Source organism: Bradyrhizobium sp. CCBAU 45394 (genome assembly GCF_028128655.1).
GTDB lineage: Bacteria > Pseudomonadota > Alphaproteobacteria > Rhizobiales > Xanthobacteraceae > Bradyrhizobium > Bradyrhizobium diazoefficiens.
On the sequence record NZ_LBIX01000175.1, the window covers coordinates 108,267 to 129,860 of the forward strand.

The window sequence follows — 21,594 nt, forward strand, 5'->3', positions numbered from 1 at the left end:
ACCATTATCTTGCCCCACATCTCCAGATAATGGACGGACACATGACCAATCCCGCCACAACCTCCCTGCTCGACCGCGCCAATCTCGACCGCGACCAGGTTCGCCACGAGGTCGCGCGCGGGCTTGCCGGCGCCGACGACGGCGAGCTGTTCCTGGAGTACAGCCAGACCGAAGCGCTGATGTTCGACAATGGGCGGCTGAAGCAGGCGACCTACGACACCTCCCAGGGTTTTGGCCTGCGCGCCGTCAAGGACGACGCGGTCGGCTACGCCCACTCCTCCGACGTGTCGCTGCCGGCGCTGATTCGCGCCGCCGACGCGGTGGCGGCCGTGCGCGGCGGCTACTCCGGCAGCTTTTCGGCCCCTCCCCCGCATACCAATGTGCGCCTCTATGGCGACGACAATCCGCTCGATGCGCCGGGCTTCGAGACCAAGGTCAAGCTGCTCGCCGAGATCGACGCCTATCTGCGCGACAAGGATCCGCGGGTGCGGCAGGTCAGCGTCAGCCTGGGCGCGACCTGGCAGGTGGTCGAAATCCTGCGGCCCGACGGCGAGAGCTATCGCGACATCCGCCCGCTGGTGCGCGTCAACATCTCCGTCGTCGCCGGCCAGGGCGACCGCCAGGAGAGCGGCAGCAAGGGCTATGGCGGCCGCGCCGGCTATGCCGAATTCATCGAGAGCAAGAACTGGCGCGACGCCGCCGACGGCGCGCTGCGCGAGGCGCTGGTCAATCTGGAATCAATTCCCGCCCCCGCCGGCGAGATGGACGTCGTGCTTGGCGCAGGCTGGCCCGGCGTGATGCTGCATGAAGCGGTCGGGCACGGGCTCGAAGGCGACTTCAACCGCAAGAGGACCTCGGCCTTTGCCGGCCTGATGGGCCAGCAGGTCGCGGCCAAGGGCGTCACCGTGGTCGACGACGGCACTATTGCCTCGCGCCGCGGCTCGCTCTCGATCGACGACGAGGGCACGCCGACCAATCGCACCGTGCTGATCGAGGACGGCATCCTGGTCGGCTACATGCAGGACCGCCAGAACGCGCGGCTGATGAACATGAAGCCGACCGGCAACGGCCGCCGCCAGGGCTATGCCCATGTGCCGATGCCGCGCATGACCAACACCTACATGCTCGCGGGCGATCGCGATCCGGCCGAGATCCTGGCGTCGGTGAAGAACGGCGTCTTCGCCGCGAATTTCGGCGGCGGCCAGGTCGACATCACCTCGGGCAAATACGTGTTTCAGTGCACCGAGGCCTACAAGATCGAGAACGGCAAGATCGGCGCCCCGCTGAAGGGCGCCATGCTGATCGGCAACGGGCCGACCGACCTGCATCGCATCCGCATGATCGGCAACGATCTCGCGCTCGATACCGGCATCGGCACCTGCGGCAAGAACGGCCAGGGCGTGCCGGTTGGCGTCGGCCAGCCGTCGCTTCTGATGGAACGCATTACGGTGGGTGGAACAGGCGCATGAGTGTTGAGAAGATGACTGCGACCACCACCAAGCGGAAGAGCAGCGGCTGGGGCGGGCAACTGGTGCAACTCGCCGGCATCGTCGCCGCGGTGTTCATCGCCAAGGGCGCGCTCGCCGAGCCATTCTACGTGCCGTCGGGCTCGATGGAGCCGACGCTGCTGATCGGCGACGCCCTGCTCGCCTCGAAATTCCCCTACGGCTACGGCACCTCCTCGCTGCCGATCCAGATCAACCTGCCCGAGAGCGGCCGCGTGTTCGCGGAGACGCCGAAGCAAGGCGACGTCGTGGTGTTCCGCTGGCCCGGCGATCGCTCGCAGGCCTGGGTCAAGCGCGTGGTGGGTCTGCCCGGCGACCGCATCCAGATGCGGCAGGGCCAGCTCTTCATCAACGACCGGCCCGCCGAGCTCAAGCCCGACGGCATCGGCGCCGCCGAGGACGACAATGGCGGCAGCGAGCCTGCCTACCGCTATGTCGAGACATTGCCGAACGGCGTCTCGCACCTGATCTTCAAGATGCGCGACAACGGCCCGCTCGACAACACGCCGGAGGTGACGGTGCCGGCCGGACATCTCTTCGTGCTCGGCGATAACAGAGACAACTCCGCCGACAGCCGCGTGCCGCTGCGCTCCGGCGGCGTCGGTCTGCTGCCGATCGACAATCTGGTCGGACGCGCGGATGCCGTGCTCGGCTCCTGGGACCTCGGCATGCGCGGCCAGCCGGTGTGGACCTGGCTGTCCGGTTTCCGCCTCGCGCGGTTCTTCACAGCGGTGCATTGACCGGAAGTCTCCTCACCTCACGATGAACCGCGACGAATTCCTCGCGCTCGCGCTGAGAAATCCCGTCAACGTTACGATCATCGACGAACTCGCGCGGCTCGCCCCTCCGGATGCGTGGCTGGTCGCAGGTTGCCTGGTGCAGACGGTGTGGAACGTGCTCACGGGCCGCGCCGTCGATCACGGCATCGCCGACTACGACGTGTTCTATTTCGATCCCGATACGTCGTGGGAGGCGGAAGACGCGGTGATCCGCAAGCTGCAGGCACGGCTGGCGCATCTCGGCGTCAAGGTCGAGATCCGCAATCAGGCGCGCGTGCATCTGTGGTACCCCGACAAGCACGGCCTGCCCTATCCGCCGTTGACGCGTTCAACCGACGGCATCGACCGCTTCCTGACGGAGAATACCCAGCTCGGTATCCAACCTGCGGGCGGGAGCTTCGACGTCTATGCGCCGCACGGGTTCGACGACGTCGCGCGATTGATCGTGCGGCCCAATCGGGCACAGAATTTTTCCATTGCCAATTACGCGGCGAAGGCCGCGCGATGGAAGGCGCTGTGGCCGGAGCTCACGGTCATTGCGGCGGAGTGAGATGCCTCGCCACGTCATGGCCGGGCTTGACCCGGCCATCCACGCGCAGCCGCGATGGAGAAACGACGTGGATGCCCGGGACAAGCCCGGGCATGACGACCGTGTATTCGACGTTAGCTAAATCCTACCGCACCACGCCCGACGTGAACCCCGCCTTGCGGCGCGGCGGCTTGATTTCCTTTTTCAGGAAGCACCGCGCTTCGCGGCCGGTGTAGCCGGGACGGGCATAGGTGAAGGCGCGGCATTTGTTGTCGGCGGTGCAGGCGGCCTTGCACGCCTCCTCGCCTTCGCCGTCCTTGAGTTCAAAATTGCGCAGGTCGCCACCGGGGCGGTCGATCGAGGTCTCCACGCCTTCGACGCGCGGCTCGATCACGCCGGCGCCGCGCACACCGGAGATGCAGCAATTGCCCGGCACACGCGGCGGCACCGTGTTCTTGAGCCAGCACACCGCCGCGGCGCCGTCGATGTCGGGATAGCTGAAGCTCCACGAGCGGCAACGGCGGTCGCGTTCGCACAGCAGCGCGCAATCCTCGGGGTCGCCCGATGTGACCGGCGTGCTGAAATAGTCACCGCCGGGCCGGTCGAATGCCGTCTGGGCGCGCGCAGGCCAGCTCGCAAGCACGAGCGAGAGCAGCGCGGCGCATGCCACGACGCTTGCCAAGACCCTTGCCATGACGGACAGGCGGCCCTTCCCCATCAGAACAGCTTTCGAGTTATTGACGACGCTCAGGTTTTTTCAGCCGGTCATTTGATCGCCGCAAACCTGTATGGGCGATGAACGGCTTAAGTCCCGGTCGTTGGCCTGTTGGTCTAGAACGCGTACTCCGCGTAGGCCGGTTCCACGGAGCCCTTCCAGGGGCCGTTGAACTTCTCGAGCATTTCCTCGGCCGGCGTGCGGCCGGAATCGATAATGCGGTCGAGCGGCTCCAAATGCCGCGTTTCGTCGCGGCCGAGCTGGTCGATCCGGCCGCGCCGGCGCAGGCCGGCATGTGCCAGAACGAGGCATTCCTTGGCGATCTCGAACAGATAGCGGTCCTTGATCCGCGCCTTGAAGCCGAAGCGCGGCACGTCGTCGCGCAGGGCCTGGCGCTCATGCGCGCTCCAGTGCTTCACCATGTCCCAGGCGGCATCGAGCGACACATCGTCATAGAGCAGCCCGACCCAGAACGCCGGCAGCGCCGGCAGACGGCCCCACGGTCCGCCGTCGGAGCCGCGCATCTCGAGATAGCGCTTCAGCCGCACTTCCGGGAAGATCGTCGAGAGATGGTTGGCCCAGTCCGACAATGTCGGCCGCTCGCCGGGAAGATTGTTGTTGCGGCCGTCGAAGAAGGCGCGGAACGAGGAGCCCGAGACGTCGATGTAGTCTTCGCCGCGCTTGACGAAATACATGGGCACGTCGAGCGCGTAATCGACATAGCGCTCGAAGCCCATGCCGTCCTCGAACGCCCAGGGCATCATGCCCGCGCGCGCATTGTCCGTGTCGCGCCAGATCTCGGAGCGGAAGGAGAGGAAGCCGTTCGGCTTGCCTTCAGTGAACGGCGAATTTGCGAACAGCGCGGTTGCGACCGGCTGGAGCGCGAGCGACACACGCAGCTTCTTGACCATGTCGGCTTCGGAGGAGAAGTCGAGATTGGTCTGCACCGTGCAGGTCCGGTACATCATGTCGAGGCCGTACTGGCCGACCTTCGGCATGTAGTTGGTCATGATCTTGTAGCGGCCCTTGGGCATCACCGGGATGTCGGCGCGCGACCAGGATGGCGTCATGCCGAGCCCGAGGAAGCCGATGCCGAGCGGCGCTGCGATCTCGCGCACCTGCGCCAGATGCGCCATCAGCTCGCTCTGGGTCTGGTGCACGTTTTCGACCGGCGCGCCGGAAAGCTCGAACTGTCCGCCCGGCTCGAGCGAGATCGCGCCGCCGCCGGTGACGTCATAGAGGCCGATGATGTTGCCCTTCTCCATGATCGGCTCCCAGCCGAGCAGGAGCTTCATGCCCTCGAGCAGCGCGCCGATGCCGCGTGCGCCTTCGTAAGGCACCGGCCGGTGCCCTTCGAGCGTGAAAGGCGTCTTCTCGTGCTCGGTGCCCATACGGAATTCGGACGGGTCCTTGCAGCCTTCCTCGAACCACGCAACGAGCTCGTCGCGCGATTGCAACGGCGTCATATCGATCTGGTCTCGCGCCATATCAAACTCTAATCAAAAGCGCTTCGACCGAATGCGCGGGTGACAGGGATGGTCCGCGAACCGACGGGCGCGCGGACGTGCTGGTTTGCCGCGCGATCATCGCGGCGGCGTGCTTTCGTTGACGTTGGCGACGGGCGGAAGCTTCATCTCGCCGCACGAGCAGCCCAGCCGGTCGAGCAGGCCGCTGAGCTTGACGGCATCGGCATCGGACAGCTTCGAGCCGACATATTTCTCGATCGCAGCGGAATAGGCACTCCACATCCGCTTCTGCAACTCGCGGCCGGCTTCCGTGATCTCGACGAACTGTCCGCGCTTGTCGATCTTGCATTCGCGCCGCGAGGCAAGGCCCTCATCGACCAGGCGGTCGATCAGGCGCGAGGTGGAGTATTGCGGGATCAGCATCTGCCGTTCGAGTTCCACCGGCCGCAACTCGCCGGAGGGCGCGCGGGACAGTTCGAGCAGTGCGTCATACCAGGCCAGCGGCGGGAACCCCGCCTTCTTCAGGTCCTGCTCGACGCAGTCGAGCACGCGGCTCTGCACCCGCATCAGGCGGATCCAGGCGGCGGTTGCCTCGGTCGATGGCTTGCGTTTCATGGTCCCGCTCAAACTCGTCGCCCGTCTCTTACCCTACTCGATGCACCTGCATCAATCTTGACTATTGCATGCAGCTGCATGTAGGCGTTCATTCGCCCAAGCCAAGCAACAAGAGGAGGAAATTCCATGAAACTCTATTACTCGCCCGGCGCCTGCTCCCTGTCCCCCCACATCGCACTCCTCGAAGCCGGCCTGCCCTACGAGCTGGTCAAGGTCGATATCCGGGCCAAGAAGCTCGAAAATGGTGAGGATTATCTGAAGCTGAACCCCAAGGGGCAGGTCCCTGCGCTGGGGCTCGACGATCAGGACGAAGGCAATCGTCAAGTTCAACTCCGATGAGAGCCCAAAAAATCTTCAAACAATTCAGCCAAGCTCGCCCGCTTTGCGAGTGCTGACAAGACAGCACTACTTACGTTTGGCGAACAGTAGTTCATAAGTCAAACTAAGGTACGATGATCCGGCGCAATGGGGTCGCTACCGCGCCGCCCGGCAGCATAAAAAGAAAGGCCGAATCGTCGGTCCGGCCTTTCGCTGCCTGCGTCTTGCGAGCGCTTACTTTGCCTGCGCGAGGCCTTCCTTCCTCAGCGCCTCCTGCACCTGCGGCCGTGCCGCGACGCGGGTCTTGTAGGCGGTGAGGTTGGGCATCGCCGAAAGATCAAACTTCATCCGGTCGGCCCAGGTCAGCATCGTGAAGAGATAGCCGTCGGCAACCGTGAACTGCTTGCCCATCAGGTAGTCGCGGCCGGCGAGCTGGCTGTCGATGTATTTCAGCTTGCCCATGACGCGGTCCTTGAAGAACGCCTTGGCCTCGTCGTTCAGCGCCGGCGCGAACATCGGGCCGAAGCTCTTGTGCACCTCCGAGGTGAGGAAGTTCAGCCATTCGAGCAGCTTGTAGCGCTCGGCGCTGCCGTGGGCCGGCGCCAGCGCCTTGGCAGAAGCCTGGTCGGCGATCATCTGGACAATCACCGGGCCTTCGGTCACGATCTCACCGCTCGTCGCAAGTGCGTTGGTGGGAATCGCGACAGGTTGCGTTTTCAAGATCTGGGCGCTGGTTGTGATCTCACCGTTGATCGCAGTGTTCTCGGCGATAATTCTGCGCGCTTACGAATTCGGGATGATGGCGGGCGTGATCGTCATTGCCATCTGTCTTGCCGTCTGCGGCGAGCCAGGCGAGACAGGCGAGCAGAAAATCCACCGCGAGCACAAGTAACGCCAAGGCTGCCCAAAGCACCGGGCCCTTGCGGCGCAGGCGCGCCGGCTTTTGTTGCGGCGACAGGCGACCATTCGCGGGCGCAACAGTGTATTTCGCGGTGAGATCGCGGCCAAGCGCGGTCTTCCGCAGCACCAAGGAGTTCATCAAGGACACTTTCTTATTTTCTCTTCAACTCGCCGATGGATCGGCAAGCGTCCCAACCGGGTTCGTGACCCTGACCCGCAGCAAGACTAGTGCCAGGGCCGAGCAAAAGAACGGCGCCGCTTTGGCGCGCCTATGACAATTGCGCGACACCGCGGCAGCGGGGACTCTGGCACGGTTCCTACGCGAATTCTGTGACCGGTTCCACAGACCGGGAACCTCCTGACGCAACCGTGATGACGTCTCCCCAAACAAAAAGGCCGGATCGACGATCCGGCCTTTGTTCTCAAATGGCCTTGGGTGATCAGGCCGCCGCCTTCTTCGGCGCGAAGCGGCCGTAGAAGGTTTCGCCCTTCGCCGCCATCTCCTCAAGGAGCTTCGGCGGCGTGAAGCGCGAGCCGTATTTCGCTTCCAGCTTGTGGCAGAGCTCGACGAACTTCTTCGTGCCCATGAAGTCGATGTAGGACAGCGTGCCGCCGGTGAACGGCGCGAAGCCGAAGCCGAGGATCGAGCCGACATCCGCTTCGCGCGGATCGGTGATGACGTGGTCCTCCACCGTGCGCGCGGCTTCCACCGCCTGCACCACCAGGAAGCGCTGCTTCAGTTCCTCGACGTCGAGCGTGTCGGGGTCGAGCTGCTTCGGCTGGAGCGCCGAGAGGCCCGGCCACAGGCTCTTCTGACCCTTGCCCTTCTCGGGATAGTCGTAGAAGCCCTTGCTGTTCTTGCGGCCGAGTCGGCCCTGCTTCTCGACCATCTCCACCATCAGCTTCTTCTGATCGGGGTTGATGGCGTTCGGACCGAGATCGGCTTCGGTCGCCTTCATGATCTTGAGGCCGAGGTCGAGCGCCACTTCGTCCGACAGCGAGAGCGGGCCGACCGGCATGCCGGCCATCTTGGCGCAGTTCTCGATCATCGCCGGCGGCACGCCTTCCAGGAACATCTCGTTGCCTTCGGCGACGTAGCGGCCGACGCAACGGTTGGCGAAGAAGCCACGGCTGTCGTTGACCACGATCGGCGTCTTGCCGATCTGCCGGACATAGTCGAGCGCGGTCGCAAGCGCGACATCGCCGGTGTTCTTGCCGAGGATGATCTCGACCAGCATCATCTTCTCGACCGGCGAGAAGAAATGGATGCCGACGAACTTGCCCTGGTCCTTGAAGGCTTCCGCGAGCGAGGTGATCGGCAGCGTCGAGGTGTTCGACGCGAAGATCACGTCCGGCTTCAGATATTCCTGCGCCTTGGCGAACGTCTCCGCCTTGACCTTGCGGTCCTCGAACACGGCCTCGATGACGAGGTCGACGTCCTTGAGCGTGGAATAGTCCGCGGTCGGCGTGATGCGCGCGAGCAGCGCTTCGGCATCATTGGGCTTGGCGCGGCCCTTCTTGATCTGCTCCTCGATCACCTTCTGCGCATGCGCCTTGCCCTTGTCGGCGCTGTCCTGGTCGCGATCGATCAGGACGACGTCGAGGCCGGCACGCGCGGAGACGTAGCCGACGCTCGCGCCCATGAAGCCGGCGCCGATCACGGCGATCTTCTTCACCTTGGTTGCGGGCACGTCCTTCGGACGACGCGCGCCCTTGTTGAGCTCCTGCATCGACAGGAACAGGCTGCGGATCATCGCGGCTGCTTCCTTGGAGCGCAGCACCGAGGTGAAGTAGCGCGACTCGACCCGCAACGCGGCGTCGATCGGCAGCTGCAGGCCTTCATAGACGCAGCTCATGATCGCGCGCGCGGCCGGATAGTTGTCGTAGGTCTCGCGGCGATAGATCGCGTTGCCGGCCGGGAACATCATCATGCCGGCCTTGGAGAACACCGGACCGCCGGGCAGCTTGAAGCCCTTCTCGTCCCAGGGCGCGACGGCCTTACCGCCGCCCTTGATCCAGTCTTTCGCGGCCTTGATAAGATCAGCGGCCGGAACGATGGCGTGGATCAGATTGAGTGCCTTGGCCTTCTCGACCGTGACCGGATCGCCCTTGAGCAGAATGGTCATCGCATCCTGCGGCGGCACCAGGCGCGGCACGCGCTGCGTGCCTCCGGCGCCGGGGAACAGGCCGACCTTGACCTCGGGCAGGCCGAGGCGCGTCTTGGGATTTTCCGCTGCCACACGATAGTGGCAGCACAGCGTGATCTCGAAACCGCCGCCGAGCGCGAGGCCGTTGATCGCGGCCGCCCACGGCTTGCCGGAGGTCTCGATCGAGCGCAGCACCTGCGAGAAGCGCCGGCTCTGCTCGAACAGCATCTGGTTCGCGGCGGTCTCGCCCTGCTCCCTGAAGACCTTGGCGTAGGCCTGGTTCATGCCCTCGAGCATCGACAGATCGGCGCCGGCGCAGAACGCCTCCTTGGCCGAGGTGATGACGACGCCCTTCACCGCAGCGTCAGCCGTGGTCGCCTTGACGATCGCATCGAGCTCGCTGGTCGAGGTTTCGTCGAGCACGTTCATCGAACGGCCCGGGATGTCCCAGGTGACGAGCGCGATGCCGTCGGCGTCGGTTTCAACCTTGAAATTCTTGTAAGCCATGTTGGTTGCTCCCCTTCGCCTTAGACGCGCTCGATGATGGTCGCGGTGCCCATGCCGCCGCCGATGCACAGCGTCACCAGCGCGGTGGACTTGTTGGTGCGCTCGAGCTCGTCGAGCACGGTGCCGAGGATCATCGCACCGGTCGCGCCGAGCGGATGGCCGAGCGCGATCGCGCCGCCGTTGACGTTGATCTTGGCGTTGTCGATATCGAAGGCCTGGATGTAGCGCAGCACGACCGAGGCGAAGGCCTCGTTGAGCTCAAACAAATCGATGTCCGACTTCTTCATGCCGGAGCGCGCGAACAGCTTCTCGGTGACGTCGACCGGACCGGTCAGCATCATCGCGGGCTCGGAGCCGATGTTCGCAAACGCGCGGATTTTTGCGCGCGGCTTCAGGCCGTATTTGCTGCCCGCGTCCTTGCTGCCGAGCAGCACGGCGCCGGCGCCGTCGACGATGCCCGACGAGTTGCCGGCGTGGTGCACGTAATTGACGCGCTCGATTTCGGGGTGCGACTGCACCGCGACGCCGTCGAAGCCGCCCATCTGCGCCATCATCGTGAACGCCGGCTGAAGCTGCGCCAGCGACTGCATCGTCGTCGAGGGACGCATGTGCTCGTCCTTGGCGAGGATGGTGAGGCCGTTGATGTCCTTCACCGGCACGACCGACTTGTTGAAGCGGCCTTCGTCCCAGGCCTTGCCGGCGCGCTGCTGGCTCTGCACGGCGTAAGCGTCGACGTCGTCACGCGAGAAGCCGTACTTCGTCGCGATCAGATCGGCCGAGACGCCCTGCGGCATGAAATAGGCGGGCACCGCCATCGAGGGATCCATCGGCCAGGCGCCGCCGGAGGCGCCGATGCCGACGCGGCTCATCGATTCGGCGCCGCCGCCGATGACGAGCTCATGCTGACCGCTCATCACCTGCGCGGCCGCAAAGTTCACGGCATCCAGACCGGAGGCGCAGAAGCGGCTGATCTGCACGCCTGGCACGGCTTCGCCGAGGCCCGCCTTCAGCGCGGCGAAACGCGCGATGTCGCTGCCTGCTTCACCGACGGGATCGACCACGCCGAGCACGACGTCGTCGACGCAATCCTCCGGCAGGTTGTTGCGGTCCTTCAGCGCCTTCAACGGCACCGCGGCGAGCGCCAGCGCGGTCACTTCGTGCAGCGCGCCGTCCGCCTTGCCGCGGCCGCGCGGGGTTCGGACGTGGTCGTAGATGTAGGCATCTGCCATGGGAGCCTCCTGATTGCAGCTATTGGTTACGACCGCGACGCGATCGGCATTATTGGTGAAGCGAAAATGCTCAGAACGCTTCTGCCGGCAGTTCCATGATGGTGGCGCAGCCCGACTGGATGCGCGCGAGATTGGCCGCGGTCTCCGGCAACATCCGCTCCATGAAGAAGCGGCCGGTGACGAGCTTGGTCGAGAGATAGGGCGTCGCCCCGCTCTCGGCAATCTTGGCATTGGTCACCTTGGCCATCTTCGCCCACATGTAGCCGAGCGCGACGAAGCCGAAGAGATGCAGGTAATCGGTTGCGGCAGCACCCGCATTGTCCGGCTTCATCATCGCGTTCTGCATCAGCCAGGTGGTGGCCTGCTGGAGGTGGCCGAGCGAAGCCGAGAGCGGGGTGATGAAGGGTTTTAGCGCCTCGTCGCCGCCGTTCTCCTTGGCGAAGGCCATGACCTCGCCGAAGAAGGCCATGATGGCGCGGCCGCCGTCGCGCGGCAGCTTGCGGCCGACGAGGTCGAGCGCCTGGATGCCGTTGGCGCCTTCATAGATCATCGCAATACGCGCATCGCGCACGAACTGCTCCATGCCCTGCTCGGCGATGTAGCCGTGGCCACCATACATCTGCTGCGCCTGCACCGCGTTGGCGAAGCCGTAGTCGGTGAGGAAGCCCTTCAGCACCGGCGTCATCAGGCCCATATGGTCGTCGGCGGCCTGACGGTCCTTGGCATCCTCCGACCGGTGAGCAACGTCGCTCTTCAGCGCGGTCCACATCACGAAGGCGCGCGCGGCCTCGTTGAAGGCGCGGATCGAGAGCAGCGTGCGGCGCACGTCGGGATGCACGATGATCGGATCGGCCGGCTTGTCCGGCGCCTTGGTGCCGGTCAGGGAACGGCCCTGGATGCGCTCGCGGGCATAGGCGACGGCGTTCTGATAGGCGACCTCGGACTGCGCGAGACCCTGCACGGCGACGCCGAGGCGGGCCTCGTTCATCATCACGAACATGCCCTGCATGCCCTTGTTCTCTTCGCCGATCAGCCAGCCGGTGGCGCTGTCGTAGTTCATCACGCAGGTGGAATTGCCGTGGATGCCCATCTTGTGCTCGATCGAGCCGCAGACCACGCCGTTGCGGGCGCCGACCGAACCGTCGGCATTCACCAGGAATTTCGGCACCACGAACAGCGACACGCCCTTGATGCCGCTAGGCGCGCCCTCAATGCGGGCGAGCACGAGGTGGATGATGTTGTCGGCAAGGTCGTGCTCACCAGCGGAGATGAAGATCTTGGTGCCCGTGATCTTGAAGCTGCCGTCGGGCTGGCGCACCGCCTTGGTGCGGAGCATGCCGAGATCGGTGCCGCAATGCGGCTCGGTCAGGTTCATGGTGCCGGTCCATTCGCCCGCCACCATCTTCGGCACATAGGTCTTCTTCTGCTCGGGGCTGCCGTGCACGATCAGGGCTGCGGTCGCCCCCATGGTGAGGCCGCCATACATCGAGAACGCCATGTTGGCGGAGATCTGGAATTCGTTGACCGCCTGGGAGAGCGTCACCGGCAGGCCCTGCCCGCCGAACTCGGTCGGAGCCGACAGGCCAAGCCAGCCGCCCTCGACAACCTGCTTGAACGCGTCCTTGAAGCCCTTCGGCGTGGTGACACTGCCGTCATCGGCGCGCTTGCAGCCTTCGAGATCGCCGACGCGGTTGAGCGGTTGAAGCACCTCTTCGGCGAGCTTGGCGGCTTCGCCCAGGATCGCCTCGCGCACGTCGCTGGACGCATCGGAGAAGCCGGGCAGATTGTCGTAACGATCGATCTGGAAGACGTCGTTGAGCAGGAAATTCACGTCTTCGACGGGGGCTTTATAGATCGGCATGATGGTCTCCCGGCAGGTACCTTGAAGTCATTGGGGCTTGAAGTGACGATGTTCGCGTGATTCCTGCGGCGCAGCCTTTGCCAGCAAGCTTAGCTGCTTCTGCAACCTCAGGGCAGGGTCATGATGGGGCGGCAAGCTGCTCCGCCATCAGGCGGTGCAGCATGTTGATCGCCTTGAGCGGACGCACCATCACCTTGAAATGCGTGATGCGCCCCTCGGGATCGAAAGTGATGATGTCGACGCCGTTGATCTCGATGCCGTCGATGACGTTCTTGAACTCGAGGACGGCGCCATTGGCGCTCGTCCACTCGCCGACATAGGTGAAGCCGGGACCGCCGAGGACCTTCTCGGCGCTCGACAGATATTTGAAGGTGATGTCGCGGCCGCGCTGGGGCGAATGCACCACAGGGCTTTCGAACACGGCATCGGGATGGAGCAGGTCCCAGAGCGCCTTGCGGTCATGGGACTTCATGTAGCCGTACCAGGAATCGAGGCCGGTCATTCTCGGGCGCCTCCCTAAAGGCCAGGGCAAAAAACGCGAAAACAACCCCATGCACAGTAGCGAAGAGGTTGATTTTGCTTGATCTTCGGGGCGGGTCTTTGGCCCGCTCCGAAGTTGCCTCATATGCACATTGACGCATATGCGCAGATGCGCATAAAGTCAAGCTGGTTGGTCAAGGTCGAAGAAGGGAGGCCGGTGTCATGGCACTGGGCGACGCAATCCTCGCATGCCTGACGGAACGTCCGATGACGGGCTACGAGCTGGCCAAGACGTTCGATTCCTCGATCGGCTTCTTCTGGAAGGCCGACCATCAGCAGATCTATCGCGAGCTCTCCAAGCTGCGCGACCGCGGCTACATCCAGGGCCGCGAGGTCGTGCAGACAGGCAAGCCCAACAAGCTGGTTTATACGCTCACCCCCGAGGGGAGAACAGCGCTGCGGCACTGGGCCGCGCGGCCAAGCACTCCAGCCTCGACCAAGGACGATCTGCTGGTGCGGCTGCATGCGCTCGACAGCATCGATATCGAACCGCTTCGCACCGACCTGATGGCCCGGCTGGAGCACCACCGCGACCGCCACGCCAACTACGAGCGGATTCTGAAAAAGCGATTTCCGGACGGCACGGCGGAGGGCCGGCTCGATCTCGGCAACCTGCTCCTGCTCCGCCTCGGCGCCCGCCACGAGCAGATGGTGGCCGACTTTTGCGAAGAGACACTCGGGGCGCTGTCGACGATGAGCGGCAAGGGCACGGTGGTGCCGCTGGAGGACGGCAAGCGCGAGGGGAAGGGCTGAGGGCTAGATCGGCCTCGGCGGTGCCCGTCACCTCTCCCGCTTGCGGGAGAGGTCGCGCCGAAGGCGCGGGTGAGGGCCTTCTCCTCTTGGGGATCCTCGATTGCGGAAGCACCCTCTCCCCGGCCCTCCCCCGCAGGCGGGGGAGGGAGCGCTCCGACTACGCGGCGAAAGCTGAGGTTCAGTTCATTGGGTTCCCGCCGCCCAACTTTAAGACACCGGGCCCGCGTTCCTTAACCCGTTATTTACCGTAACAGACAAAAGTCGGTTTTCGAGGCAGACGACCCGCGCCAAATCCGATTGTCTTTGCAACCGGCACGCGTGGGAAGGCTGGAGTCGCCGGGTGGGGCGCCGAAGTCGGAACCGGACAGAGTCATGAATTCGCGCGTATCGTGGAGTGTTGACGGCATCGATCCCTCCGTCCGGGAGCGGGCCGAAGCTGCTGCGCGCAGAGCCGGCATGTCACTCAACGATTGGCTGAACTCCACGCTCGGCGAAACTGCCCCGCCAAACTTTCGCGGACCTTACGAGCAGCGTCCGCAACACATGCCGAACCAGGTACCGAGTCCGGAAAGCCGCGAAGTCGCCGACATCCACCAGCGGCTCGACGCGATCACCCAGCAGATCGAACGGATTTCGAAGCCCACCCCTCGCCAGGACTCTTCACGACAAGAGGTCTCGCGCGAGCAGGGCGTCGCACGCCAGCTCAACGACGCGATCTCGCGGCTCGATGCGCGCCTGTCGCAAATCTCAAAGCCGCAGCAGCTGCAACCGCAGCCGCCTCAGGCTCCGCGGCCCGCACCCGCCGAGACGCGCCAGCGCCAGGCCGATGCGGTCGAGCGCGCGGCCGCACAGGTCTATCGCAGTTCGCCGCCGCTGAGCCCCGCGTCGTTCGACGTTGCCGTTGCCGAGATCACGGCGCGGCAGAGCGAGCTCGACGGCTTTGCGCCCAGGCAGATGCCGCCGCGCGCCGCGCCGTCGATTGCGCCCGCGGCAGCTCCTTTCGCCGCGCCGATGGCGCCGCCCGCGCCCGCCTACGCTCCGCCGCCACCGCAGCCGGGGCCGGATTTCTCGTCGCTCGAGCGCCATCTGCTCAAGATCACGAGCCAGATCGAGTCGCTCCAGCGCCCCGACAATACCGAGCAGGCGATCAACGCTTTCCGCAGCGAGCTCGCGGAGATCCGCCACGCCATCACCGAGGCGATGCCGCGCCGCGCGATCGAATCGATCGAAAACGAAATCCGTTCGCTGCACCGTCGCATCGACGAGACCCGCTCGTCCGGCACCGACGGCCAGGTTCTGTCAGGCATCGAGCACGCGCTGTCCGACATCAAGCAGGTGCTGCGCACGCTGACGCCGGCCGAGCAGCTCACCGGCTATGACGAGGCGATCCGCAATCTCGGCGCCAAGCTCGATCTGATCCTGCGCGCCAATGACGATCCGTCCACGGTGCGCCAGCTCGAAGGCGCGATCTCGGCGCTGCGCGGCATCGTCTCCAACGTCGCCTCCAACGAAGCGCTGGCACGGCTGTCCGAGGACGTGCAGCTGTTGTCGTCCAAGGTCGACCAGATCACCCGCTCGTCCGGCCCGGGCGACAGCTTTGCCGTGCTCGAGCAGCGCATCGCGGCACTCACCGCCGCGCTGGAGACGCGCGAGCGACCTCAGCCCGCCGAGAGCACCGAGCACCTCGAGGCCGCAATCCGTGCGCTGTCGGATCGTTTCGACCGCATGCAGGTCGGCAGCGATTCGGCCTCGACCTTTGCGCATCTCGAACAGCGCGTCTCCTATCTGCTAGAGCGGATCGAAGCTGCCTCCGATCCGCGCAACACCAATCTCAGCCGCGTCGAGGACGGGCTGCACGACATCCTGCGCCATCTCGAACGGCAGCAGGCGACCTATTCCGCGCTCGCCGAGAGCCGCAGTTCGGCGCCGTCCCCCGATTCCGGCATGGTCGATCTCGTCAAGCGCGAGCTCTCCGACATTCGCTTCAGCCAGGCCGAAACCAACCGCAGCACCCAGGACTCGCTCGAAGCCGTTCACAGCGCGCTCGGCCACGTCGTCGATCGCCTCTCGATGATCGAGGGCGATCTGCGCGCGGTGCGCACCGCGCCGCCGGCCCCTGCGCCGCAGCCGATGCCGATGCCGATGGCTGCGCCCGCGGAGCCCGCGCCGATGGCGCGCGAACCTCGGCAGCAAGCACAGCAGCCGAAATACGATCCGAAGCCTGAGCTGCCGAATCCGGCCGCCATGCAGCAGCCGGCGCATTCCGCCTTCGTGGCCGCGCCGCGCGAATTCCACGCCGCCGCGGCACCTGCCGCTCCGCCGCCGGTCCCGATGGCGCCGACGGCACCGCAAGCCGCACCACCCTTGCCGCCGCGCGCGATCAGTGAAATCCTGGAGCCGCATACGGCGCCCGCCCGCGCCGCGTTGGCGCCGGAATTGCCGCCGGACCATCCGCTCGAGCCGGGCACGCGGCCGGGCGGACGCGTCGCCACGCCGTCCGAGCGCATTGCCGCCTCCGAGAGCGCGATCAGCGGAATTCCCACTGCTCCGAAGGAGCCGGTGTCGTCGTCGAGCTTCATCGCGGCCGCGCGCCGCGCCGCCCAGGCCGCCGCCGCGCAGCCGCCCGAGAAGCCGGCCCGTGGCGCCAAGGCCGCAATCGCCCGCGCCAAGGACAAGGGCCAGGAAGGCGCCTCGACCATCACCTCGAAGATCCGCTCGCTGCTGGTCGGCGCGAGCGTGGTCGTGATCGTGCTCGGCACCTTCAAGATGGCGATGAACCTGCTCGATGGCGGCAGCGCGCCGCCGGCGCCGCAGGCGATGGAGAATTCGGTGAGCCAGCCCGCGCCGCAGGCTTCGCCGCCTCCGGTCGAGACCAAGCCCGCCATACCCGAGCAGGTCACGCCCTCGATGACCTCGCCGACGCCGATCGGACGGCAATCCCAGAACAATGCCGCGCCGGCTTCCACTCCCAATTCCGGCGGCTCGGCCTCGGTTGAAATCCCGCCCGCTCCGGCGGCCGTGCCGCCTGCCGCCAGCGACGTCACCGGCGCGCTGTCGGGGGCCAGCCGCGCGCGACTCGGCCTCGTCCAGGTGCCGCCGAGCGAGAAACTGCCCGACGCTATCGGCGGCCCAGGCTTGCGCACCGCCGCGATGAAGGGCGATGCCACTGCCGCCTACGAGATCGCCGTGCGCTTTGCCGAAGGCAAGGGCGTCGCTGCAAACTACGACGAAGCTGCGAAATGGTACGACCGCGCGGCGCAGGCCGGCGTGATGCCCGCAACCTTCCGCCTCGGCACGCTCTACGAAAAGGGCCTCGGGGTGAAGAAGGACGCCGACATCGCCCGCCGCTACTACACGCAGGCCGCCGAGCGCGGCAACGCCAAGGCGATGCACAATCTCGCTGTGCTCGATGCCGACGGCGGCGGACGCGGCGCCAATTACAAGAGCGCGGCGCAGTGGTTCAGGAAAGCGGCCGACCGCGGCGTCGCCGACAGCCAGTTCAATCTCGGCATCCTCTATGCCCGCGGCATCGGCGTCGAGCAGAACCTCGCCGAGTCCTACAAATGGTTCAGCCTGGCAGCCGCCCAGGGCGATGCGGACGCCGCCGGCAAGCGCGACGACGTCGCCAAGCGCCTCGATCCGCAATCGCTCGCCGCCGCCAAGCTCGCGATCCAGACTTTCAGCGCCGAACCGCAGCCCGACGATGCCGTCAACGTCCCAGCCCCGAACGGCGGCTGGGACAGCGCGCCGCAGGCGAACGCCAAGCCCGCGCCGAAGCCGGTCGCGACGAAGCGGTCGGCGTCAGCGGCGCACTGAGCCGCATAGCATTAGATTGAACCAAGCGGGCCACGGGCTCGGTGCACCTCTCCCGCTTGCGGGAGAGGTCGGCGCTCGCAAGAGCGCCGGGTGAGGGCTTTATCCTCTTGGGGAGTCGCACTGCGGAGACACCCTCTCCCCACCCCTCCCCCGCAAGCGGGGGAGGGAGCGCACCTTTGTTGTCGCAACGATCGAGCCTAGTTCACACTCTCCTCGCCATCATTCACCACGCCCAAAATTCCTGATCCGCTCGACAGCGAATTCCGCTATTGAGAGACGCGGCAATCGATCCGTCTGGCCGGTGCGTGGTTCAATGCAGCTCTACCTTCCGATCGCCGATCTTCCGGTCAACGTCTTCCTGGTGCTGGCGATGGGCGCTGCGGTCGGCTTCGTCTCCGGCATGTTCGGGATCGGCGGCGGCTTCCTGATGACGCCGCTGCTGATCTTCATCGGCATCACGCCGGCGGTCGCGGTCGCCTCGGTCGCGAGCCACATCGCGGCGTCCTCCTTTTCCGGCGCGATCTCCTACTGGCGGCGGCGCGCGATCGATCCGGCGCTGGCGAGCGTGCTGCTCTGCGGCGGCGTGACCGGCACAGCATTGGGGGTGTGGACCTTCACGCAGCTCCGCGCGCTCGGCCAGCTCGATCTGATGATCGCGCTGTCCTACGTCGTGCTGCTCACCACCGTCGGCAGCCTGATGTTCTCCGAAGGCCTGCGCGCCCTGATGCGGACGCGGCGCGGCACGGTGCCGCCGCGGCGCACGCACAACTGGATCCATGGCCTGCCGCTGAAGATGCGGTTCAAGCGCTCGAAGATCTATCTCTCGGTGATCCCCGTCTTGATCGTCGGCACCATGATCGGCTTTATCGGCGCCATCATGGGCATCGGCGGCGGCTTCATCCTGGTGCCGATCATGATCTACCTGCTGCGAGTGCCGACCTCGACGGTGATCGGGACGTCGATGGTCCTGACCCTGGTCACCATGCTGTTCGCAACCATGCTGCATGCGGTGACCAACCACCTCGTCGATGCCGTCCTGGCGCTGATCCTGATGGTCGGCGGCGTCACCGGCGCGCAGTTCGGCGCACGTGCCGGCCAGAAGATCCGCGGCGAGCAGCTTCGTTTGCTGCTGGGCCTCTTGATCCTCTCGGTCGGCGTCCGCTTTGCGATCGAGCTGGTGATCCGGCCGGAGGATCTCTTCACCATCCGTGAGCTCGGAGTGAGCGGATGATTCGCGCGCTGCTCGCAATCGTTCTCGTCCTGCTGCTCGGCAGCGCCGTGCGGGCCGAGCGGCTGATCGTGTCGGTCTCCAACCACCGCGTCACGGTGACGCCGAATTATTCCGGCGAGGAGCTGGTGCTGTTCGGCTCGGTCGAGAAGGACGCCACGACGCCCGCGGACCGCACGGCTTACGACCTCGTGGTCACCGTGATGGGCCCGCACGCCGACATGGTGACACGGCGCAAGGAGCGCACCTTCGGCATCTGGATCAACACCGACTACCGGCAATTCCTGCAGGTGCCGAGCTATCTGGCGCTGTTCGCCAACCGTCCGTTCGACGTCATCACCTCGCCCGACATCGCACGGCGGCAGCAGATCGGGCTGAACAACGTGCGGCTGACCCAGCGCGTCAGCGGCGATTATGCCGACGTGGTGCCGAACGACGCATTCCGCTCCGCCTTCATCCGCCTGCGCACCCAGCGCGGCCTCTATCGCGAGGATGCGAGCGCCGTGACGTTCCTGACACCGACGCTGTTCCGCACCGGCATTCCGCTGCCGGCCGAGGTGCCGATCGGGACCTACGAGGTCGAGATCAAGCTGTTTGCGGGCGGCGCATTCATCGGCAGGACCGAAACCGCCTTCGAGATCGTCAAGGTCGGTTTCGAACAGTTCGTCGCAACGACCGCGCGACAGAACGGCCTGATCTACGGCCTCGCCACCGCGGCCATGGCGCTGATGACGGGCTGGATGGCGTCGATCGTGTTCAGGAAGGATTGAGACTCACATTCCGGGGCGCGCGTAGCGCGAACCCGGAATCCATCGATCGGCGGAGTAGGCGGCGCGATGGATTCCGGGCTCGACGCTTCGCGTCGCCCCGGAATGACGACCTCCATCACGGCGCTTCCACCACCGTCGGCACGCCCGGCTCCAGCAATCGCAATCGCGTCCCGAAACCGAGCACATCGAACGTCTTGCGCAGGTCCTCGCTGTTCTGGCGGAAATGCGCCCAGCCTTCGGTATGCAGCGGCACGATCATCGCATCGGGAAAGGCCCGTGCGGTCTCGATGGTGTCGTTGGTGTCCATGGTGAGATGGAACGGCCCGCGCGTCTGCGCAGCGCCCGCGAACGGCAGCACCACGCCGCATTTGAATCGGCGCGCGACCTCGGCGACGCCGTCGAACCAGGTGGTGTCGCCGCTGATATAGACCGCGCTTGTGTCCTTGCGGTTTGAGGACACCACGAAGCCGATGACATCACCCGACAGCGGCTCGATGCCGGCAGGACCGTGACGCGCCGGCGTCGCGGTGATCGTCAGAGAATTGCCGTCACGATCCTTCACATGCGAGGTCGCCCAGGGCGCAAGGCCTTCGGCATGGCCGCCGAGGCGCTTGGCTCCGGCCTCTGTCGTCAGCACGCGCTTCGCATGTTTGAGAAACTCGCGACCGGAATTGTCGAGATTGTCCGAATGCTGGTCGTGGCTGAGCAGGACCGCATCGACCGGACCGATCATATCGGCTGTCAACGCGGGCCCGATCGTCTTCTCCAGCTTCACATGCGGCAGCTGGTACGCGCCTGGCGCATCGAAGGTCGGGTCGGTGAGGAGACGGAAGCCGTCGATCTCGATCAGCGCGGTCGGGCCGCCGATCAGGGTGATGGAGATGGGCATGATGAACCTTCCTTACGATGCGGCCTTTGACGGAAGCGGCTTTGACGAAGGCGACTTGGCCGGCCGGGTCACCAGATAGATGCCGAGTGCGACCGGGATGATGCCGAGCAGGTCGCGGGCCTCGACATGCTCGCCGAGCACGAGGAAGGCGAACAGCATGCCGAGCGGCGGCATCAGGAAATGATAGGCGCTGGCAGCGGTGGCGCCACACACTTTCAGGAGATGAAACCAGAGCCAGTAGGCGAGGATGGAGCCGCCGAGCACGAGGAAGGCGAAGGCGCCGATCAGGCTTGGGGTGACATCGATCGCGTGGACGTCGGCGAAGGTGAGCGCGACCGGCGTCAGGACGATGCCGGCGGCGAGATTCTGCACGCCGTTGCCGATCCACAGGCTTCCCTTCGGCGCGAGCAGCTTGAACAGGATCGTGCCGAGGACGATGGAGGCGAGCGAGGCCAGCGTGAAGACGATGCCGTGCCATGAATCGGTGCCGACCGACAGGCGATGCCAGACGATTGCCGTCACGCCGATGACGCCGAGCAGGAGACCGCCCGCCTTGCGCCAGGTCATGCCTTCGCCGAGCAACAATGCAGCGAGCGCCGCGGTGAACACCGGATTGGCCGACACGATCAGGCCGCCGAGCCCGGCGGAGACCGATTGCAGGCCGGTGTAGCCGAGCCCGAGATAGAGCGCGTTGTTGGCGATGCCGAGCACAGCGAAGATCGCGGCATCGCGCCAGGACAAGGACCAGCTGTCGCCGCGGATCAGCGTCGCACCGAGGATCAAAATGCCGGCGAGCGAGAAGCGCGCGGCGAGCAAGATCAGCGGCGGGCAATGGGTGACGCCGATCTTGCCGGCGACGAAGGCATAGCTCCAGAGCAGGCAGAACAGGCCGATGGCGAGCGGCAGCGTGTTGAAGCGGCTGCGGGGAACGGGAATCGAGGGAGCGAGCGACATGAGGGCATTCTCCTGAGCCCTCGATCTAGGGAGGCCGCTTGCCATTTGGAAATTAAATGATTAACTTCCAATC

Annotated in this window: 17 protein-coding genes and 2 pseudogenes; 8 read left to right on the forward strand and 11 right to left on the reverse strand. The window is 65.5% G+C overall.

Annotation, left to right across the window (positions count from 1 at the left end):
• Nucleotides 1–41: 41 nt before the first annotated feature.
• From tldD to WN73_RS35795, 3 genes are read left to right on the forward strand one after another with little or no spacing between them, the layout of a single operon-like run.
• Nucleotides 42–1,469, forward strand: a complete 1,428-nt coding sequence (gene tldD / locus WN73_RS35785) for a metalloprotease TldD (RefSeq protein ID WP_271556921.1) — start codon at nucleotides 42–44, stop codon at nucleotides 1,467–1,469.
• A complete protein-coding gene (gene lepB, locus WN73_RS35790; protein ID WP_011083986.1) occupies nucleotides 1,466–2,245 on the forward strand; it encodes a signal peptidase I in 780 nt (259 codons plus the stop codon). The genes tldD and lepB overlap by 4 nt, the downstream gene beginning before the upstream one ends.
• 22 nt (nucleotides 2,246–2,267) lie before the next feature.
• Nucleotides 2,268–2,834 carry a nucleotidyltransferase family protein gene (locus WN73_RS35795; protein WP_271556923.1) on the forward strand — a complete coding sequence of 189 codons (567 nt, stop codon included), beginning with the start codon at nucleotides 2,268–2,270 and terminating at the stop codon, nucleotides 2,832–2,834.
• Nucleotides 2,835–2,958: 124 nt separating this feature from the next.
• On the opposite strand, the gene WN73_RS35800 is transcribed toward WN73_RS35795, so the two are convergent.
• The 3 genes from WN73_RS35800 to WN73_RS35810 all read right to left on the reverse strand — a co-directional run bounded on the left by WN73_RS35800 (nucleotide 2,959) and on the right by WN73_RS35810 (nucleotide 5,609).
• Nucleotides 2,959–3,531 carry a PAN domain-containing protein gene (locus tag WN73_RS35800; RefSeq protein ID WP_028173708.1) on the reverse strand — a complete coding sequence of 191 codons (573 nt, stop codon included), beginning with the start codon at nucleotides 3,529–3,531 and terminating at the stop codon, nucleotides 2,959–2,961.
• A gap of 113 nt (nucleotides 3,532–3,644) precedes the next feature.
• Nucleotides 3,645–5,015: a glutamate--cysteine ligase gene (locus WN73_RS35805; RefSeq protein ID WP_161533082.1), complete on the reverse strand. Its 1,371-nt coding sequence runs from the start codon at nucleotides 5,013–5,015 to the stop codon at nucleotides 3,645–3,647.
• A gap of 96 nt (nucleotides 5,016–5,111) precedes the next feature.
• Nucleotides 5,112–5,609, reverse strand: a complete 498-nt coding sequence (locus WN73_RS35810; protein ID WP_011083982.1) for a MarR family winged helix-turn-helix transcriptional regulator — start codon at nucleotides 5,607–5,609, stop codon at nucleotides 5,112–5,114.
• 126 nt (nucleotides 5,610–5,735) lie between these two features.
• Between WN73_RS35810 and WN73_RS35815 the strand changes: the two are divergent.
• Nucleotides 5,736–5,909 (forward strand): annotated as a pseudogene (locus WN73_RS35815) (glutathione S-transferase N-terminal domain-containing protein); the annotation flags it as partial.
• A gap of 252 nt (nucleotides 5,910–6,161) precedes the next feature.
• On the opposite strand, the pseudogene WN73_RS35820 reads toward WN73_RS35815, so the two are convergent.
• The 6 genes and pseudogenes from WN73_RS35820 to WN73_RS35845 all read right to left on the reverse strand — a co-directional run.
• Nucleotides 6,162–6,602, reverse strand: a pseudogene (locus WN73_RS35820) (glutathione S-transferase family protein); the annotation flags it as partial.
• A gap of 67 nt (nucleotides 6,603–6,669) precedes the next feature.
• Complete coding sequence (locus WN73_RS35825; RefSeq protein WP_271556927.1) at nucleotides 6,670–6,966, reverse strand: hypothetical protein; 297 nt, start codon at nucleotides 6,964–6,966, stop codon at nucleotides 6,670–6,672.
• Between the two features lie 301 nt (nucleotides 6,967–7,267).
• Nucleotides 7,268–9,481, reverse strand: a complete 2,214-nt coding sequence (locus tag WN73_RS35830; protein WP_271556929.1) for an FAD-dependent oxidoreductase — start codon at nucleotides 9,479–9,481, stop codon at nucleotides 7,268–7,270.
• Nucleotides 9,482–9,501: 20 nt separating this feature from the next.
• A complete protein-coding gene (locus tag WN73_RS35835; protein WP_011083978.1) occupies nucleotides 9,502–10,710 on the reverse strand; it encodes an acetyl-CoA C-acetyltransferase in 1,209 nt (402 codons plus the stop codon).
• Between the two features lie 70 nt (nucleotides 10,711–10,780).
• Nucleotides 10,781–12,571 (reverse strand): acyl-CoA dehydrogenase C-terminal domain-containing protein, encoded by a 1,791-nt coding sequence (locus tag WN73_RS35840; RefSeq protein WP_271556931.1) that lies wholly within the window; start codon nucleotides 12,569–12,571, stop codon nucleotides 10,781–10,783.
• Between the two features lie 118 nt (nucleotides 12,572–12,689).
• Nucleotides 12,690–13,073 carry a nuclear transport factor 2 family protein gene (locus WN73_RS35845; protein WP_271556933.1) on the reverse strand — a complete coding sequence of 128 codons (384 nt, stop codon included), beginning with the start codon at nucleotides 13,071–13,073 and terminating at the stop codon, nucleotides 12,690–12,692.
• Between the two features lie 200 nt (nucleotides 13,074–13,273).
• On the opposite strand from WN73_RS35845, the gene WN73_RS35850 reads away from it, so the two are divergent.
• From WN73_RS35850 to WN73_RS35865, 4 genes are all read left to right on the forward strand, one after another.
• Nucleotides 13,274–13,864: a PadR family transcriptional regulator gene (locus WN73_RS35850; RefSeq protein WP_271556935.1), complete on the forward strand. Its 591-nt coding sequence runs from the start codon at nucleotides 13,274–13,276 to the stop codon at nucleotides 13,862–13,864.
• Nucleotides 13,865–14,236: 372 nt separating this feature from the next.
• The gene (locus tag WN73_RS35855) at nucleotides 14,237–17,680 is read left to right on the forward strand and encodes a tetratricopeptide repeat protein (protein ID WP_271556937.1); all 3,444 of its coding nucleotides are present in this window, start codon (nucleotides 14,237–14,239) and stop codon (nucleotides 17,678–17,680) included.
• Between the two features lie 313 nt (nucleotides 17,681–17,993).
• Nucleotides 17,994–18,911 (forward strand): sulfite exporter TauE/SafE family protein, encoded by a 918-nt coding sequence (locus WN73_RS35860; protein WP_028172821.1) that lies wholly within the window; start codon nucleotides 17,994–17,996, stop codon nucleotides 18,909–18,911.
• Entirely contained in the window at nucleotides 18,908–19,678 is a 771-nt protein-coding gene (locus WN73_RS35865; protein ID WP_028172820.1) for a TIGR02186 family protein, read from the forward strand. Before WN73_RS35860 ends, WN73_RS35865 begins: the two co-directional genes overlap by 4 nt.
• A 115-nt stretch (nucleotides 19,679–19,793) precedes the next feature.
• Here the strand turns inward: WN73_RS35865 and WN73_RS35870 are convergent, their stop codons facing one another.
• Nucleotides 19,794–20,567, reverse strand: coding sequence for an MBL fold metallo-hydrolase (locus WN73_RS35870; RefSeq protein ID WP_028172819.1), 774 nt, complete (start codon nucleotides 20,565–20,567; stop codon nucleotides 19,794–19,796).
• A 12-nt stretch (nucleotides 20,568–20,579) separates the two neighbouring features.
• Nucleotides 20,580–21,521, reverse strand: coding sequence for a DMT family transporter (locus tag WN73_RS35875; RefSeq protein WP_028172818.1), 942 nt, complete (start codon nucleotides 21,519–21,521; stop codon nucleotides 20,580–20,582).
• Nucleotides 21,522–21,594: the final 73 nt, after the last annotated feature.

Excerpts from the sequence above, each read along its gene's own strand:
- WN73_RS35870 (WP_028172819.1), bottom strand. The coding sequence starts at position 20,567 with ATGCCCATCTCCATCACCCTGATCGGCGGCCCGACCGCGCTGATCGAG.
- WN73_RS35840 (WP_271556931.1), bottom strand. The coding sequence starts at position 12,571 with ATGCCGATCTATAAAGCCCCCGTCGAAGACGTGAATTTCCTGCTCAAC.
- WN73_RS35830 (WP_271556929.1), bottom strand. The coding sequence starts at position 9,481 with ATGGCTTACAAGAATTTCAAGGTTGAAACCGACGCCGACGGCATCGCG.
- WN73_RS35875 (WP_028172818.1), bottom strand. The coding sequence starts at position 21,521 with ATGTCGCTCGCTCCCTCGATTCCCGTTCCCCGCAGCCGCTTCAACACG.
- WN73_RS35855 (WP_271556937.1), top strand. The coding sequence starts at position 14,237 with ATGAATTCGCGCGTATCGTGGAGTGTTGACGGCATCGATCCCTCCGTC.
- tldD (WP_271556921.1), top strand. The coding sequence starts at position 42 with ATGACCAATCCCGCCACAACCTCCCTGCTCGACCGCGCCAATCTCGAC.
- WN73_RS35835 (WP_011083978.1), bottom strand. The coding sequence starts at position 10,710 with ATGGCAGATGCCTACATCTACGACCACGTCCGAACCCCGCGCGGCCGC.
- WN73_RS35860 (WP_028172821.1), top strand. The coding sequence starts at position 17,994 with ATGCAGCTCTACCTTCCGATCGCCGATCTTCCGGTCAACGTCTTCCTG.
- WN73_RS35795 (WP_271556923.1), top strand. The coding sequence starts at position 2,268 with ATGAACCGCGACGAATTCCTCGCGCTCGCGCTGAGAAATCCCGTCAAC.
- lepB (WP_011083986.1), top strand. The coding sequence starts at position 1,466 with ATGAGTGTTGAGAAGATGACTGCGACCACCACCAAGCGGAAGAGCAGC.
- WN73_RS35845 (WP_271556933.1), bottom strand. The coding sequence starts at position 13,073 with ATGACCGGCCTCGATTCCTGGTACGGCTACATGAAGTCCCATGACCGC.
- WN73_RS35800 (WP_028173708.1), bottom strand. The coding sequence starts at position 3,531 with ATGGGGAAGGGCCGCCTGTCCGTCATGGCAAGGGTCTTGGCAAGCGTC.
- WN73_RS35850 (WP_271556935.1), top strand. The coding sequence starts at position 13,274 with ATGGCACTGGGCGACGCAATCCTCGCATGCCTGACGGAACGTCCGATG.
- WN73_RS35825 (WP_271556927.1), bottom strand. The coding sequence starts at position 6,966 with ATGAACTCCTTGGTGCTGCGGAAGACCGCGCTTGGCCGCGATCTCACC.
- WN73_RS35805 (WP_161533082.1), bottom strand. The coding sequence starts at position 5,015 with ATGGCGCGAGACCAGATCGATATGACGCCGTTGCAATCGCGCGACGAG.
- WN73_RS35865 (WP_028172820.1), top strand. The coding sequence starts at position 18,908 with ATGATTCGCGCGCTGCTCGCAATCGTTCTCGTCCTGCTGCTCGGCAGC.
- WN73_RS35810 (WP_011083982.1), bottom strand. The coding sequence starts at position 5,609 with ATGAAACGCAAGCCATCGACCGAGGCAACCGCCGCCTGGATCCGCCTG.